Source organism: Mesobacillus subterraneus, from assembly GCF_023715485.1.
GTDB lineage: Bacteria > Bacillota > Bacilli > Bacillales > Cytobacillaceae > Mesobacillus > Mesobacillus subterraneus_B.
The window spans coordinates 119,258-134,838 of sequence record NZ_JAMBOF010000007.1 but is presented as its reverse complement, the minus strand read 5'-3'; the positions used below and the strand labels follow the sequence as shown (position 1 = coordinate 134,838).

15 protein-coding genes are annotated in these 15,581 nt (G+C 42.6%); 5 read left to right on the top strand and 10 right to left on the bottom strand.

From position 1 onward, the window contains the following. Positions 1–136 precede the first annotated feature (136 nt). The 4 genes from M3204_RS11970 to M3204_RS11955 all read right to left on the bottom strand — a co-directional run bounded on the left by M3204_RS11970 (position 137) and on the right by M3204_RS11955 (position 4,330). Complete coding sequence (locus M3204_RS11970) at positions 137–1,546, bottom strand: sensor histidine kinase (RefSeq protein WP_251481930.1); 1,410 nt, start codon at positions 1,544–1,546, stop codon at positions 137–139. Continuing rightward, positions 1,530–2,216: a response regulator transcription factor gene (locus M3204_RS11965; protein ID WP_251481927.1), complete on the bottom strand. Its 687-nt coding sequence runs from the start codon at positions 2,214–2,216 to the stop codon at positions 1,530–1,532. Before M3204_RS11965 ends, M3204_RS11970 begins: the two co-directional genes overlap by 17 nt. Before the next feature lie 139 nt (positions 2,217–2,355). Continuing rightward, the gene (locus M3204_RS23695) at positions 2,356–3,420 is read right to left on the bottom strand and encodes a hypothetical protein (protein ID WP_285856938.1); all 1,065 of its coding nucleotides are present in this window, start codon (positions 3,418–3,420) and stop codon (positions 2,356–2,358) included. A gap of 325 nt (positions 3,421–3,745) precedes the next feature. Continuing rightward, positions 3,746–4,330, bottom strand: coding sequence for a vWA domain-containing protein (locus tag M3204_RS11955; RefSeq protein WP_251481924.1), 585 nt, complete (start codon positions 4,328–4,330; stop codon positions 3,746–3,748). Positions 4,331–4,426: 96 nt separating this feature from the next. Between M3204_RS11955 and M3204_RS11950 the strand changes: the two genes are divergently transcribed. Continuing rightward, positions 4,427–4,933, top strand: coding sequence for a hypothetical protein (locus M3204_RS11950; RefSeq protein ID WP_251481921.1), 507 nt, complete (start codon positions 4,427–4,429; stop codon positions 4,931–4,933). Positions 4,934–4,973: 40 nt separating this feature from the next. Here the strand turns inward: M3204_RS11950 and M3204_RS11945 are convergent, their stop codons facing one another. Beyond that, entirely contained in the window at positions 4,974–5,156 is a 183-nt protein-coding gene (locus M3204_RS11945) for a DUF3896 family protein (protein WP_251481918.1), read from the bottom strand. Between the two features lie 310 nt (positions 5,157–5,466). Between M3204_RS11945 and M3204_RS11940 the strand changes: the two genes are divergently transcribed. Then, the gene (locus M3204_RS11940; protein WP_251481916.1) at positions 5,467–6,912 is read left to right on the top strand and encodes a DEAD/DEAH box helicase; all 1,446 of its coding nucleotides are present in this window, start codon (positions 5,467–5,469) and stop codon (positions 6,910–6,912) included. Positions 6,913–6,964: 52 nt separating this feature from the next. Here the strand turns inward: M3204_RS11940 and M3204_RS11935 are convergent, their stop codons facing one another. From M3204_RS11935 to M3204_RS11925, 3 genes are all read right to left on the bottom strand, one after another. Beyond that, positions 6,965–7,915: a TRM11 family SAM-dependent methyltransferase gene (locus M3204_RS11935; RefSeq protein WP_251481913.1), complete on the bottom strand. Its 951-nt coding sequence runs from the start codon at positions 7,913–7,915 to the stop codon at positions 6,965–6,967. 81 nt (positions 7,916–7,996) lie between these two features. Beyond that, positions 7,997–8,188 carry a hypothetical protein gene (locus tag M3204_RS11930; protein ID WP_251481911.1) on the bottom strand — a complete coding sequence of 64 codons (192 nt, stop codon included), beginning with the start codon at positions 8,186–8,188 and terminating at the stop codon, positions 7,997–7,999. 85 nt (positions 8,189–8,273) lie between these two features. Then, complete coding sequence (locus M3204_RS11925) at positions 8,274–9,143, bottom strand: cation diffusion facilitator family transporter (RefSeq protein ID WP_251481908.1); 870 nt, start codon at positions 9,141–9,143, stop codon at positions 8,274–8,276. Positions 9,144–9,412: 269 nt separating this feature from the next. Between M3204_RS11925 and M3204_RS11920 the strand changes: the two genes are divergently transcribed. Then, positions 9,413–11,269 (top strand): LTA synthase family protein, encoded by a 1,857-nt coding sequence (locus M3204_RS11920; RefSeq protein ID WP_251481905.1) that lies wholly within the window; start codon positions 9,413–9,415, stop codon positions 11,267–11,269. A 76-nt stretch (positions 11,270–11,345) separates the two neighbouring features. Here M3204_RS11920 and rnjA read toward each other — a convergent pair whose 3' ends face one another. Further along, a complete protein-coding gene (rnjA, locus tag M3204_RS11915; RefSeq protein ID WP_251481902.1) occupies positions 11,346–13,010 on the bottom strand; it encodes a ribonuclease J1 in 1,665 nt (554 codons plus the stop codon). Between the two features lie 192 nt (positions 13,011–13,202). Between rnjA and M3204_RS11910 the strand changes: the two genes are divergently transcribed. Continuing rightward, on the top strand, positions 13,203–13,448 hold the full coding sequence (locus tag M3204_RS11910; RefSeq protein WP_251481900.1) for a hypothetical protein: 246 nt from the start codon (positions 13,203–13,205) through the stop codon (positions 13,446–13,448). Here the strand turns inward: M3204_RS11910 and M3204_RS11905 are convergent. Beyond that, complete coding sequence (locus M3204_RS11905; RefSeq protein ID WP_251482346.1) at positions 13,443–14,372, bottom strand: methyl-accepting chemotaxis protein; 930 nt, start codon at positions 14,370–14,372, stop codon at positions 13,443–13,445. The genes M3204_RS11910 and M3204_RS11905 overlap by 6 nt on opposite strands. A 456-nt stretch (positions 14,373–14,828) precedes the next feature. On the opposite strand from M3204_RS11905, the gene M3204_RS11900 reads away from it, so the two are divergent. Beyond that, positions 14,829–15,560 carry a TspO/MBR family protein gene (locus tag M3204_RS11900; RefSeq protein ID WP_251481897.1) on the top strand — a complete coding sequence of 244 codons (732 nt, stop codon included), beginning with the start codon at positions 14,829–14,831 and terminating at the stop codon, positions 15,558–15,560. Positions 15,561–15,581 lie beyond the last annotated feature (21 nt).

Sequence of the window (15,581 nt, the reverse complement as noted above, 5' to 3'; positions counted from 1 at the left end):
TCGTTCTTTGACTTTATTGGACGGTCCGAAGCGACTCGAGGGGCTAGGCGCTGAAGCTGGACATTTCTCGAAGTGAAATTTTATACTTACTTATCTCAAAACCTAAAAGGGCTGCAAAGAAATACAGCCCTCTGTTTTATTCCGTATGGTTCCACACGATGGAAAATGTTGTACCTCGATGGGTGCTTTCCTTTAAAATCAAATCTGCCCCCATGGAGCGGGCAAGCATTTTGCTGAAGGGCAGGCCAAGCCCCAGCCCCCTGACTTTGAGTTTTTTCTTCTCACCCCGGAAGAACCTTTCAAACACCAGCGCTTTCTCAGCTTCTGGAATCCCAGAACCCGTGTCTTTTACATCGATTCTCCCCTTTGAAAGAATGATGGAAATAGAGCCTTCTGAATCTAGAGCCTGGTAAGAATTATTTAATAAATTAATCATGATTTGCTGTAAGCGAAGCGGGTCGGTCATGGCATGGATGGTGTGATCAGGTGTAATGATCTTCATATCAACCGCCTCATGCGTTACCTGCCATTGTCTTCCGATATCCTGGACAAGCTTATTCATATCGCAATCTTCTGTCCGGATCGTGAATCCGCCGGCAGCTAAGGAATTGAAGTCCAGCAAGTCTGAAATCATGGTCTGCAATCTTTGGACTTCCTTTAACGTGATGTCCAAAAACTCCTCACGTTCCTCACCTGTTACGATTCCATCCCGCACCGCCTGGACCAAGCCGCTAATGGAAGTAACCGGCGTCTTCAAATCATGCGTCACCCCCGCCAGCAGCTCTGCACGCATCTGCTCAAGTTGAGTAAGGCGGTTGGCCATCTCTTTGAAAGAAGTAACAAGTTCATGAATCTCAAGCTCTTTGGGATCTGAATCCAAAATGATGTCATAATCCCCTTCTCGTACCTGAGCAGCTGCCCGGGCCACTGCCTGAATCGGTTCCAGGATTTTTTTAGTCAGAAAATAAATGACAACCCATCCCAGCAAACCAAGCCCCACCAATAAAATAATCAACAAACGGTATTCCTGGTTGACGTCAGTTAACTCATTGGCTTTTTGCATAACGACAACCCATCCATTTTGCTTATCATCGATCATAATAGGTGACTTCACTGTGTAGACATTCTCACCATTAACAACTAACTTCTTTATGGTATCATCACTTACAAAAACCTCCGGAGGAACTTCCCTTGAAAGATGGTGCGGACCGCCTTCTCCTCGCATTGGTCCGGGATTTAAAACCTTCCCTTCCAAATCAGTAATGAAAAGCTGCGGCTGATTTTCCATTTGCAGGATTCTGGCCCGATCTTCTAGCCTGCGGTCAAAACGGTCAAAATCATCATTTTTATTATTGGATTGAGCGAAGCGGTCTGCTGTTTCTACAGCCAGATATTCCATTAAATTCAATCGGTTTTCCAGGGTAGTTTGCTTAATCCACCACATCGAACCCGCAGCAAGCAGAATGAGCCCGGCGATTAGGGTGATAAGATACCTTGTTGTCCAATACCTCAGCAATGTTATTGGTCCTTTATTTCTCGTAAACACTGAACTGATACCCCAATCCTCTTAGTGTCCGGATTTCACCTTGCGATGCAGGCCAATCTGTCAGTGATTGGCGGATCCTTTTTATCGATAGGTCTACTGCACGGTCACTTCCGTCATAATCCATCCCCCACACATTTTCAATCAAGTCTTCCCGTGTAAAGGTTCGATTTGGCCTTTCTGCTAAGAAAATCAGCAAGCTTAAATCCTTAGGGGTTAAGATAACTTTCTCGCCACCGACCGTAACCACATGTGAATCCGCATTGATTTTCAGGCTACCAAACTGCTTCATATTTTCCGTTTCAAGTACCTGGGATGAACGGCGCAGTACGGCATTTACCCTGGCAACGACTTCTTCTCCAATGAAAGGCTTGGAAATATAATCGTCCGCTCCCTGGTTCAGCCCTTTTAAACGATAGTCAATGTCCCCAAGGGCAGTCAGCATGATGGCCGGGCAAGAACTGATTTTGCGGATTTCCTTTAGAACATCCCAGCCGTCCATTTCCGGAAGCATCACATCCAGCAGAACAAGATCTGGCTGGTGCTGTGTAAATAGATTGAGACCTTCCTTTCCATCGAAGGCCTGTATGACCTCATAGCCTTCATGCTTAAGGTAAACCGCCAACACTCTTGAAATCGTTTGTTCATCTTCTATGATCAACATGCTTTTCATTGCCGTCCCTCCCGTCACCACTAACAAGTACCAATCAGCCTAGATAGCGCTGAAATGGACATGAACCAGATTTTTCTACTTATAATCTTACAAGAAAAATCCCCCGCTTGATACCGGGGGATCATACTATTTTATGAACTTAAAAACCGCGTCCGCCGCCATTTTGGTGCCTGCCGCCTTCACCGCCAAATCCGCCTTTTTGTCCCATTCTGCCTTTGTCTCCAAAGCCGCCTTCAGTTCCGAAGCCTCCTCCGTGTCCAAAGCCACTGCCATTTCCGAATCCGCCGCCATGTCCCATTCCACTCAACCCATTGCGCCCGAATCCATCTTCAAACAGCTCATCAAGCTTGTCAGCGTCCTTCTCTCTGATTTCGTCAATAAGATCACGTGTATCTTTATCCTCTGTGGAAATTCCCAGTTCCTTCGCCAGGTTCAACACTTTCTTTTCCTGGACTTCCTGTGCAATTTCCCTGATTGTTTTGCCATCAATCGTTATTTTCAGCTCTTTCGCATCTGCTTTCACTTTAGCAGACTGGACCTCTTGCGCGAGTTCGCGAATATCCTTACCGTCTACTGTAATTCCATACTTTTTAGCTTGTTGATTGATATAAGCAGTATGAACTTCCTGCTGGAGTGTCTGCAGGTCTTTGCCCTCAGTAGAAACTCCAAGCTCCTTCGCTTTTTTATTCAAGTTCGCTGTCCGGATGTCTTCCATTAGAGTTTGAGCATCCTTATTGTCTGTTGAGACGCCTAGCTCTTTCGCCTTAATCTTCAGGTTAGCCAATCGGATTGCATCATGAAGGGCTGCGGAATCCTTTCCATCAGTAGAAATGCCCAAATCCTTCGCTTTTTCCGTTAGATTGGCCAATTGAACTTCCTCGACCAGGGTTGCCGCATCTTTACCGTCTGTCTTGATTCCCAGCTCTTTTGCTTCATTTTTAAGTGTTGCTTCTCGAATTTCACCCATCAATGTTTGAGCGTCTTTTCCTGATGTGCTGATGCCAAGATCTTTTGCCTTTTCAATCAGCGTTTCTGAATTGCCTCCGTAAAAACCTTTATGCCCAAATCCTTTACCAAAAAAACTTTTGACAGTGGCTGCAGCTGTGCTTGTCGTACTATCGTCATTCGCCAATGATGTAGTAGCGGCACCTCCAAGCAATAGTGCTCCTGCGATTGTAAATCCAATAACTGATTTCTTTTTCATATCTGACATCCTCCTATAAACTCTTTATATTTTCAGATTCAAGATGGACATGAACCTTATACTCATAATTTACAGGTTGAATATGTCAGCATAATGTCAGATTGAAAAATAATCAAAAAAATAAATCAGATGGATTGAACGAGAATGCCCGGTTTCATCCTATCAACATTGCTTCTTTGAAAACCTTTCATGTCTGGAAAATGTCAAATCGGAAATTTAAAATTGAAAACCCGGAAATTCACCGGGTTGACCAGTTACTTCAATTGCACTTTCTCGTCTCCAACTTTGATGAACCATTTTACTGCAGCAAAACTTTCCATCGTTATTACTTCATTCTTTTTTTCATAATAGATTCCGAAACCATTTCATACATATTTTCAATGCCCTTCTCGGAGGCTTCTAACTTAAAAGAATTCTCAACATTGATTCCCAGGCTGTCAGCTTCTTTTGCCACATCGATATTCGCACGAGTGAAAATGAATTCCCAGTTGTATTTTTCCTGCTGGTGCTGGATCAGCTCCTTCACTTTTCTATAAGTGAACTCACTGCTTGCGTTCTCCATGCCATCTGTCGTGATCACGAATATTACCTTTCCCGGCCTGCGGTCTTCCTTTGTTTTAGCCAGACGATAGCCAACATCGAGTATCGTCTTTCCAACAGCGTCCAAAAGTGCAGTCGTCCCTCGGACATAGTACTCATCTTCTGTCAGCTTTGCCTTCCTTGCATCAATGCCGTTCCAGAGCACTTCATATTCATCATCAAAAAGCACCGTTGTCAGGATCGTTTCGCCTGCCAGTTCGGACTGTTTTTTCACAAAAGCATTGAAGCCGCCAACAGTGTCGCTCTCCAGCCCTGCCATCGAGCCGCTCCGGTCGAGCATAAAAATGATTTCCGTTAAATTGTTATTCATCTCTATCATCCTCCTAAGTTGAATCTGATATAATCATATCTAGATTCATCCATAATTTGGTCGCCTGTTAAGCGACAATTTAAGGAGGCTGGCCACATGCTGGATAGAAAGATTTTGGAAGAATTGCAGGAGTATGTTGAGCGGAATTTAGTATACATCCTTTATGAAAAGTCCGTTGGAAGAATAGAGGAGCAGGATTTTGTCCTGGAAAGCATTTCCCCACTCGAAATCGAAACATTCATCGCACAAAAGCGGAAGCCTACGCTGCAAAAGGTGCTATTTAATTTTATCGATAAAAAAGGCGCCGCTTCCGACGCTGAAATTTATAAAAAAGCAGGAATTGACCGGAGGCATTTTTCAAAGATCCGCTCCAATCCTGAATACAGGCCAAGCAAAAATACTGTCATCGCGCTTGCGCTTGCGCTTGAATTGAACAAAAAAGAAACCGACAAGCTATTAAGCTCTGCCGGCTACTCCCTGTCAGACAGTGAAACATTTGACCTTGTGATTCAATTTTGTATCGAAAGAAAGATCTATGAAATAGAACAGGTTAATTATGCCCTTGACTATTTTAGCCAAAAGCCATTGGGTGGGGTCTTATAAAATCATCCTGGAGGAAATGCTCCTCCAGGCTTTGTTTGATTTAATGAAGGGAAGTACCCCGCTCAAAATGGTTCATGCATGTTAACTCGATTATATAGTCGTAATTGGCTATGGCCTTTTGGAGCTCGACTTTTTCATCTATAGACAGGTTTGGATTCTGCATTTTATTCGCCAATTGCATCTGCAAAGCTTCTAATTGTGATTTTACTTCCTGATAGTTCATTTCCAACACCCTTCCTTAAAATGAAATCGCTTTCTTATCTATTTTTATTATAATTTATAAACCCATATGGGTATCAACAAAATTATTGTGAATTTGTGAATCCTTTTTTTAGGAATAAGTACTTTTCCCAGTGATCACTCATGAAGCATAGCTCCTTCCAAGACCCCTCAAAAATTACAATTCAAACTCCGGCTCACTTACTCCTGCTTTTCAAGTATAATGAATACTATTCAGTTTATGCATATGATGATTCGCTGCGAGAATCCTATATATAAATAAGTGGAATAATAAAATAAAAAGAGGTTTTTACATGAGCAGAAGAAGTTTTGACGATTACAACTTGAGCGACGAAATTAAACGCGCCCTCTCAGTGTTGAAATATGAATCGCCAACAGAGGTCCAGGAAGAAGTCATTCCGTTAGCGTTCCAGAAACAAGATCTTGTCGTAAAATCCCAGACTGGAAGCGGCAAAACCGCCTCCTTCGGCATTCCTATTTGCGATTTGGTTGAATGGGAGGAAAAAAATCCGCAAGCTTTAATTCTTACTCCAACCAGGGAGCTGGCTGTTCAGGTTCGTGAAGATATCACAAATATCGGACGATTCAAAAGGATCAAGGCCATGGCTGTTTATGGCAAGGAGCCTTTCTCGAAACAGAAAGAGGAATTGAAGCAAAAAACGCATGTTGTTGTTGGTACGCCAGGACGTGTTATCGATCATATCGAAAGAGGAACACTTGTATTAGATGAAATCAAGTACCTGATCATAGATGAAGCGGATGAAATGCTCAATATGGGTTTTATCAATGATGTGGAATCAATTATCGAGGAACTTCCATCAGACAGAGTAACGATGGTATTTTCTGCGACATTGCCTAAAGACGTTGAAAATCTCTGCCACAAATATATGAATGATCCGGTTAATATCGAAATTGCTTCCACTGGGATCACAACAAATACGATAGACCATATGCTGATCGAAGTGAAAGAAGAAGATAAGATCTCACTGCTTAAAGACATCACCGTTGTAGAAAACCCTGACAGCTGCATCATTTTTTGCCGGACGAAGGAAAATGTTGATACCGTGTTTTCCCAGCTTGAAGAAGCAAATTATTCCTGTGAAAGACTTCATGGCGGATTAGAGCAGGAAGACCGCTTCGCCGTGATGGATGGCTTCAAGATGGGGAATTTCCGTTATCTAGTGGCTACCGATGTTGCTGCGCGCGGGATTGACGTCGATAACGTTTCGCTTGTCATCAACTACGACGTTCCAATGGAAAAAGAGGGTTATGTACATCGGACAGGCCGAACTGGACGCGCCGGAAACAAAGGAAAGGCGATTACGCTTGCTACACCTTATGAAGGAAAATTCATCAGGGCAATCGAACGATACATTGGCTTTGAACTTCCTGTCACTGAAGCCCCGAGCAAGCAGGACGTTGCAAGAAACCAGGCTGCATTCGATGAAAAAATCAGCGGTCGCCGTGTCGTGAAAAACAACAAAACAGCCCGCATCAACCAGGATATCATGAAGCTTCATTTCAGCGGCGGCAAAAAGAAGAAGCTTCGCGCCGTCGACTTCGTGGGGACAATCGCGAAAATCCCTGGAGTAACCCCAGACGATATCGGCATCATCACGATCCACGATACCATGTCATATGTCGATATCCTGAACGGAAAAGGCTCGCTTGTCATTCAGGCAATGGAGAATGCAACGATCAAGGGAAAGAAGCTAAGAGTCAGCAAGGCAATTAAATAGAGGACAAGAAGAAAGGACGATTATGCCAGTCATAATCGTCCTTAAATTTATCCTATTTTATACATACTATGATCTCTCGTTCGAAGTTACCTTTCCTCACGACACAGCGATCAGCAATTTCAAAGCCAGCATTTCCGATGATTGAGTCGATTGGTTCAATCGTGACGATGACTACTTTATCTGCGAATTCGTATGTGCTTTTGAGCATCTCGAGCTGCTCTTCAGGTGTGATGACGGAACACAGATTGTAAGGCATATCGATAATCGCCACATCATAGCTTCCAGTGACCTCGCGGATGTCCTGGAATGTCACTTCCGTTGCATAGCTAAAATGCGCAATGTTCTCCCTTGTTCCAGGCAGTATGAGCGGATTAATATCACTGGCAACGATGTCGATGCCCATCGACAATGCTTCCACGACTACCGTTCCAATTCCGCAGCATGGGTCGATCGCTTTAACTCCAGCTGGATCAGGAACGGCGATATTGGCGACAGCTCTGGCGACACGCGTGCTTAATGAAGTTGAGTAGCTATGCGGTTTTTGCTGATGGTTCAGCCAGACCGCCTCACTGTTGTGGTATTCACCAAATACCCAACGCTCGTTTACATTCAAAATGCCAAACAGCACATCTGGATTTACGAGCTCCGGCTCTCCGGGAATTTGCAAGCCCACTTCCCGTTCGATTCGGCGCCTCTCTTCAAAATCCACCTTTTCAGGCCCTGCTACTTTTACATACATCACCTTAAAAGTAGAGCCATTCAATTCTATCTTCTTCACTTGCTCAATAAGATCCTCTAATTGCTTACCTTCAAGGATGACATCCATACGTCCCCTAATAAACGGACTACGGCTTGGATCTATTTTTACCGAACTTTCCAGTGTACTTAACTCTGTATCCACCCCAAAAAACGAGCGCATTTCCAGTGCGCACAACTCTTTTTCTTCACCTGGAAAAGCGTAATTATATATAAATGACTTAGTCTCTAAGTTAGTGAATTCCAATCAATTTCAAATCCTTCCAAAAACCAGCTTTTATTCATTCATAACATATAACTTTAAAGGTTAAATCGAAATAAAAATGACTTACCCCTTGGGCAAGTCAAGTGCTTGGTATGCGAGCTGATACTTTCCGCCCTCAGCCACTTCAGAATGATACAAAGCCTTAAGGGCAAAGTTTTTCTCCAATTCATGTTCTTTTATCAAACTGGATAAGCGGGTTTGCAGTTCTGGATTATCCTTAACCAACTGTTTCATCTGAGATTTTATAAACTTCATCTATTTTTACCTTACCCTTCAAAATCAATTCGATCTGCTAATTATAGCATTAACAAGTTTAAAGTCATTCATTACTTTTTCATGTTCAATCCGGTTCTACATGAACATGTACATCATATATTTCATATTCATCAACCAGTTTTTGCTCTACTCTTGTTGAAATATCGTGTGCTGTGCTGATATCCAGGGCAGGATTCACCGTGATGACACAATCAACGACGATGTTATTGCCATAGCTTCTTGCCTTTAAATCTTTAATTCCTTTTACACCTGGAATATCACAGATGGTTTCTTTATATTCTTTAATTAGATCAACGTCGAAGCCGTCTGTTAGCTGGTGGGAGGCCTCACGGAATATTCCCCAGCCAGTTTTTAAAATAAGTCCGCCAACAATTACTGCGGTTACCGGATCAAGCCATGGCAAACCGAATTGTGAGCCGATGATGCCAATTGCGGTTCCGATACTGACCCAGGAATCGGACAGGTTGTCTTTTGCTGCTGCCATGACAGAGTGGCTTTTTATTTTAAGAGCGAGTTTTCGATTGTATTGATAAACCATATACATAATCAATGCAGAAAATAAGCCTGTCCACGCCGAAATGAGATCAGGCGCTTCATTTACTCCGTCAAAAATGGAAGTGAACGCGCTGACTAATACCTGGATCCCGACGAGGATCATTATAAAGGACGCGACCATCGAAGCAACCATTTCTGATTTCCAGTGCCCATATAGATGGTCTTCATCCGCTGGTTTCTGCGATAGACGCAAGCCAATCAAAACCGAAACAGATGCCAATATATCTGTCGTATTGTTTAATCCATCGGCCTTCAAGGCTTCTGAATCACTGATATAACCCACAAATAGTTTTAATGCAGAAAGGATTATGTATGCTGCAATACTGATGATTGCTCCTCGTTCACCAAGTTTTAAATTAGTATATCTTTGTTCATCCATGGCCAATCCTCCAATCAAGTGCTAGAACATTTTAACAATCCAGCTACGTGTGAGTCTATAGCAAAGTTTTTCTCCATATCCATTTAAATAATAGCCAGGCAAAAAAGTTTCATAAAGGCAAATTAGAAATTTTATCCATTCACCGTTATTATTGTCCATTAATATTATAACAATCGGAAAATTACGCGATTTCCAATTACGCTGCTACCGCTATAAATCTCTTTCAAGTTATGTTAAAATATAAGCTTCAATAGATTAGGAGGGATTCCATGGGGACAGGAAAAAAAATGTCCGTAAGTTTCGTCATCATAGCCATTGTCCTATTATGGTTAAAAACATATGCCGTTTATAAATTTAATTTTGATATAGATATAGAAAATAAGATGCAAGAGTTCATCTTGTTCATTAATCCATTAAGCTTTCTCATGCTCATTATTGGTGCAGGGATCTTTATGGCCAACAGGAAGCAGAAAATTTATGTTGTGGCCACAAGCTTCATCACGTCTTTCGTACTTTATGCCAATGTTGTTTACTACCGGGAATTCAGTGATTTCATCACGATCCCGCTGTTGACGCAAACGAGCAATCTTGGCGACTTGAAAAGCAGTGTCGGAGAACTGGTCAGCTGGGCTGACATCCTTTACTTCACGGATGCTTTTTTAATTTTAGCTTTAGCTTTTGTTAAAGTTCCAAGGATATCTTTTAAAAAATATAAAAGTATCGGCGCAGCTGCGTTCTACTTCAGCACAATTGGCCTTGCTTTTTTCAACCTTGGCCTATCAGAATCAGAACGCCCAGAGTTATTGACTCGTACATTTGACCGCGAAATTCTTGTTAAAAACATTGGTACGTACAATCACCATATTTACGATGCGTACCTGCAAACAAAGACAACAGCCCAAAGAGCTTTGGCTGATGGCAATGAATTAACTGAGATCGAAAACTATACAAGAGCTCATTATACAGCTCCGTCAAAAGAAATGTTTGGCGCAGCAAAGGGCAAAAACATCATCGTCATCTCAATGGAGTCGACCCAGAGCTTTGTGATCGGCCAAAAGGTGAATGGCCAGGAAATCACGCCATTCCTGAATGAGTTCATCAAAGACAGCTATTACTTTGACAATTTCTATCATCAGACTGCCCAGGGCAAAACGTCTGATTCAGAGTTTCTATTGGAAAACTCCTTATACCCACTTGGCCGCGGTGCCGTATTCTTTACCCATTCAGGGAATCAATATATGTCGCTGGCTGAAAGGCTGAAGGAAAACAATTATTACACGGCGAAGCTTCATGCGAATAACAAGAGCTTCTGGAACCGTGATGTCATGTACAATAATTTTGGCTATGATCGCTTCTACTCATTGCCGGATTATCAGGTAAATGAAGAAAATTCTGTAGGCTGGGGCATGAAAGATGTTGATTTCTTCGACCAGTCGATCGAGCATCTTAAGGAAATGCCAAAGCCATTTTTCGCGAAGTTTATCACGCTGACAAACCACTTCCCGTTTGAACTGGATGAAGAGGACAAGTTCATTGATGAATACGATTCTCCAAGCGGAACTTTGAATCGCTACTTCCCTACAGTCCGCTATACAGATGAGTCATTCAAGCTGTTCATCGAGGATTTGAAGGCTGAGGGATTATATGAAGATTCCATCATCGTGATTTATGGTGACCACTATGGAATTTCCGAGAACCATAATCGTTCAATGGAGCAGTACCTTGGTAAGGAAATCACACCATTTGTTTCAACACAGCTTCAGCGTGTTCCGTTGATTGTCCATATTCCGGGCCATGAAGGCAAGACGATTTCAACCGTTTCCGGCCAGATTGATCTGCGCCCTACGCTATTGAATCTTGCCGGTATCGATACGAAACAGGACATTCAATTCGGTACTGACTTATTTTCTGAGAAACAGGATAACTTCGTTGTCCTCAGAGACGGCAGCTTCATCACGGATGACGTTGTTTACACGAAGGGAACATGCTACGATAAGGTAACAGAAGAACCGACAGACCAGGCAAGCTGTGAACCTTACATGGAGCAAGCCAAGAATGAGCTGAGCTACTCAGACCAGATCATTTATGGTGATCTGCTTCGCTTTTACGAAAAAGATGAACAATAAGATTAAACCCCGCTGAATGTTCAGCGGGGTTTTTGTATACGAAAAAAACGACCCTCATCGGATCGTTTTCTCATATTTAGACTTCCATGATAATCGGCAAGATCATCGGCCTTCTGCCTGTCTGGCTATATAAGAACGGATTAACTACGTCGATTACAGCCTTTTTAAGACCTGACCAGTCCTTCGTTCCGCCCGCCAATTCGGTAACAATTTTATCCGTGATAACTTCTTCAACATTTTTCATCAGATCGCCTGATTCCCTGACATAGACGAAGCCTCTTGTTACAACGGTCGGCTTGTTGACAAGCTGCTTTTTCTCACGATTAATCATCATCGTCACAATGACCAAACCATCCTGTGACAGCACTCGTCTGTCTTTTAAGACAATGTTACCGATATCGCCAATGCCGCTTCCGTCAACATACACCGGCTGCGCAGGCACTTTTCCTCCAACCTGGCCGCCTTCAGCAGAAAGCTCAAGAACATCTCCATTGTCTAAAATAAAGCAGTTCTCACGCGGAATGCCGCATTGCTCAGCTAATTTGACATGCTGGTTCAGCATGCGGTATTCACCGTGGATCGGGATGAAATACTTCGGATTCAGCAGGCGGATCATCAGCTTCTGCTCTTCCTGTTTCCCATGCCCGGAAGTATGGACTTCACTGATTTTATGGTGAATGATTTCTGCGCCAATACGGTGCAGCTTATCAATCACGCGATTGACACTGACTGTGTTCCCTGGGATCGGTGAAGATGAAAATACGATTGTATCTCCCGGAATGACGGAAATCTGACGGTGCGTGCCATTTGCGATTCTTGCAAGTGCAGCCATTGGCTCCCCCTGGCTTCCCGTACAGATAATGGTCAGTTCATTGCTTTGAATTTGCCCGATTTCATTTACACTGACAAAAGCTTCATCGGGCGCGGTGATGTATCCTAAGCGTCTGCCAATTTCCATTGTTTTTTCCATGCTGCGGCCGACAACAGCCATTTTTCGATTATGTTTAAGAGATGACTTAACAACCTGCTGGATTCGGTCGATGTTCGACGCAAACGTGGCAAAAATAACCCTGCCATTGACAGTCTGAAAAATATCCTCGATCGCTTCCCCGACTCTTTTTTCAGATACAGAGAATCCAGGCACCTCAGAGTTCGTGCTGTCAGATAGTAAGCACAGCACACCCTCGCTGCTGACTTCCGCGATTTTTTGGAAATCGGTCCCCGCTCCAACAGGAGTTAAATCAAATTTGAAATCGCCTGTGTGGACGATGTTCCCCTCTGGAGTCGTAACGACGACACCAAATGAATCCGCGATGCTATGCGTAGTACGGAAGAAACGCACCTTGATATTCTGGAATTCCACGACAGTATCGTTGTTGATTTGATGGAATTGAACGCCCTTAATTTTGTGCTCAGTTAATTTCGATTTAATAAGTTCTACCGCAAAATCACCGCCATAGATCGGTGCCTTCACATCCTGCAGCAAAAATGGCAATCCGCCAATGTGGTCCTCATGTCCATGCGTCACGAAAATCCCGACAAGCTTGTCCTGGTTTTGCTTCAAATAAGTGTAATCCGCTAGAACATAGTCGATCCCGAGAAGCTCATTATCAGGAAATTTAATCCCGCAATCCACAAGTACCATTTCATTTTTATATTCAATTACATACGTATTTTTCCCGATCTCACCAAGACCGCCCAAAGCGAAAATCTTAAGATCCTTTTTCAATTTCGTTTCCATAGTTCAGCTCCTGTTTTTTTTTTGCAAATTATGATCAATTCCCACTGGAATCATTTATAAATATAAAGAATAGTGAGGAAATTTAATGGAGAAAATAAGGGGTTTAAATTCTTAATTTGAATTCTTAAAATATATCACAAATCGGTTATTTCAACAAATATTGAAATCTCCTGTTAAATGAGACGTCCTATTATGGAAAAAGGTTTCTTTTATGTACTGATTTTACGCGCCGTTCACTTTTTCCTAGTTGAAGTTGATTTTCTCCTGCTTGGGGGCATTTCTCTCCCTGTTGGAGCAGTTTTTCTCCTTATTGGAAAAGGTATTTCTCCAGTTGCCCTTACTTTTGATAATTTTCCCATCACAGGAGAGGATAACAAATATAATACACCGCATACCCTTCTGCAAAAAATACAGATTTGTATGCGGTGTAATTTATAGAATATCCTTAAATTCTTTTGCTTGTTGATCCAATTGCCTGGCAGCACTGGCAATCTCTTTAAAAGCAGTAACCGCCTGTTCATTAATTACTTGGTTTTTCGAAATGCCGACCTGTGAGCGGTTGGTTGCCTCACTTATCTTATTTATTTCAAGGGTAATTCCTTCAACATGCGAATTGACTTCCTGTATGGAGTCCTGGACACGGGTAGCCAGCTTTCTTACTTCTCCGGCCACTACATTAAAGCCTCTTCCATGTTCTCCGGCGCGTGCTGCTTCAATTGCCGCATTCAGGGCAAGGAGATTCGTTTGTGCCGCTATTTCACGGATTGTCTCTACAATGCTCCCTATCGATTTAGCCTGCTGCTTTAAGGAGTCAAGCACCTCGAGATTACCCTTCGATTCCTCAACTAACTTAATTGTTGCCAAAGCTGCTTCCTCAATTCTCTTAATGCCCATTTCCGCCCTTTCACTCAGCTGCGCTGACATTTGCTGTAACTGGGCAGCCACTTCAGCAGTATTTGTTTCCCGCTCCGTTATATCCGTAGCCACTTTTACTACTCCTGTTACTTTTCCTAAAACATCGTAGACAGGTGTATAGGTAGCTTCAAGCCAGATCAGTTTCCCGCTTTTGGTCACCCGCTGGATTTTTTCCTGGAAGCTTTTCCCGCTGCGAAGATCCCTCCATAAAGCCGAATACTCTCTGCTGCTTGCAAAATCAGCCGTACAGAGTTTTTTATGCATCAGACCTGGCATTTCATCGACTCGATATCCCATCGTCTTAGCGAAGTTTTCATTCGCCCAAAGCACTCTTCCATTTGGATCAAATTCAATCATGGCTAGTGACCGTTCAATCGCAGCTAATACGGCACCTTCCTCAAAAACCTGCGTGCTATTCTTTTGGCTGGGGGTAAATAATGTTGTCATCATCTTCCTCATTTCGTTATTATTCTTCTTTTATTATCGAGCGTTAGGCCACGTCTGGCTAACTGTTCTTCCTGATTTTCGATAAACAGCATGCAATATTCCAAAGATAATCTGTAAAACTATAGTACTAGTCTTAAGCCACTAACAACAAACATCAATGTGCTATTAAAGTCCTCAAAAAAGACAAGCGGCCTTTCCAGCAGCTTGTCTTCTTTAATAGGGAGCTTGAAGATAACCGAGTTAAATATCCAACAATAGTATTAGAGTAAAAGCCCCAAGCACCTTTGGTGAAATGTGCAAATGGGGCGACCAATACACAGAAGAAAATGAAACTACCATGAATCGCTGCTGGAGTAGTTTAAATTACATGAGCTAGAACATCCGGATGTTTACTGCTAACCTCACATGGCTAAATTAACAAAGCAACATTACGTCAAGAAAGCTGGTGAGAATACTATGGGACGCTTTATTTTAATCTTGGTTGCTACGGTACTGGTAGTCACCGTAAATGCCCTGGCGAACATTTTACCTATAAACGGACAGACAACAGGAGAAATCTCAAATAAGCTGAATGTTCTTTTCACTCCTGCGGGATATGTATTTGGCATTTGGGGTCTGATTTATTTTCTATTATTCATATGGACGTTAAGGCAATTTCCGGCATCTAGAAGGAATTTGCCGCTTTACAAAAAGGCTGGTCCACTTTATTTGCTAAGTTCTGTTCTTAACATTTCGTGGATTCTTTTATGGCATTATGAGTTCTTCCTTCTAACTGTATTTGTCATGATTGGTTTGCTCCTGACCCTTATTGTCCTTTACCGCATCATTAAAAATGAAGGACCAGCGTTCTGGGATATTGTGCCGTTTTCTGTTTATCTTGGCTGGATCAGCGTGGCGGCCATTGCGAATATCAGCTATTACCTGAAAAATATTGGCTGGAATGGGATTGGACTATCAGACGTCTTATGGACACTCATTATGCTCTTCGTGGCTGCGTTTCTTGCCATATTCTTTGCCTTTCAAAATAAAGATACCATTTATCCAATGGTTTTCACCTGGGCATTTATTGGGATTGGAGTTAAAAATCACATCGGCCATCCGTCTGTAAGCTACACTGCCTTTGCATTTGCCTCGGTTATTTTCATCCTTGCGCTTATGATCTGGAAAAAACCTAAAAAAATAGCCTAATCCACTCACATAGGATTAGGC

Coding starts and splice junctions, on each gene's coding strand:
- M3204_RS11965 (WP_251481927.1), bottom strand. CDS start 2,216: ATGAAAAGCATGTTGATCATAGAAGATGAACAAACGATTTCAAGAGTG.
- M3204_RS23695 (WP_285856938.1), bottom strand. CDS start 3,420: ATGAAAAAGAAATCAGTTATTGGATTTACAATCGCAGGAGCACTATTG.
- M3204_RS11955 (WP_251481924.1), bottom strand. CDS start 4,330: ATGAATAACAATTTAACGGAAATCATTTTTATGCTCGACCGGAGCGGC.
- M3204_RS11950 (WP_251481921.1), top strand. CDS start 4,427: ATGCTGGATAGAAAGATTTTGGAAGAATTGCAGGAGTATGTTGAGCGG.
- M3204_RS11945 (WP_251481918.1), bottom strand. CDS start 5,156: ATGAACTATCAGGAAGTAAAATCACAATTAGAAGCTTTGCAGATGCAA.
- M3204_RS11940 (WP_251481916.1), top strand. CDS start 5,467: ATGAGCAGAAGAAGTTTTGACGATTACAACTTGAGCGACGAAATTAAA.
- M3204_RS11930 (WP_251481911.1), bottom strand. CDS start 8,188: ATGAAGTTTATAAAATCTCAGATGAAACAGTTGGTTAAGGATAATCCA.
- M3204_RS11925 (WP_251481908.1), bottom strand. CDS start 9,143: ATGGATGAACAAAGATATACTAATTTAAAACTTGGTGAACGAGGAGCA.
- M3204_RS11920 (WP_251481905.1), top strand. CDS start 9,413: ATGGGGACAGGAAAAAAAATGTCCGTAAGTTTCGTCATCATAGCCATT.
- rnjA (WP_251481902.1), bottom strand. CDS start 13,010: ATGGAAACGAAATTGAAAAAGGATCTTAAGATTTTCGCTTTGGGCGGT.
- M3204_RS11910 (WP_251481900.1), top strand. CDS start 13,203: ATGGAAAAAGGTTTCTTTTATGTACTGATTTTACGCGCCGTTCACTTT.
- M3204_RS11905 (WP_251482346.1), bottom strand. CDS start 14,372: ATGACAACATTATTTACCCCCAGCCAAAAGAATAGCACGCAGGTTTTT.
- M3204_RS11900 (WP_251481897.1), top strand. CDS start 14,829: ATGGGACGCTTTATTTTAATCTTGGTTGCTACGGTACTGGTAGTCACC.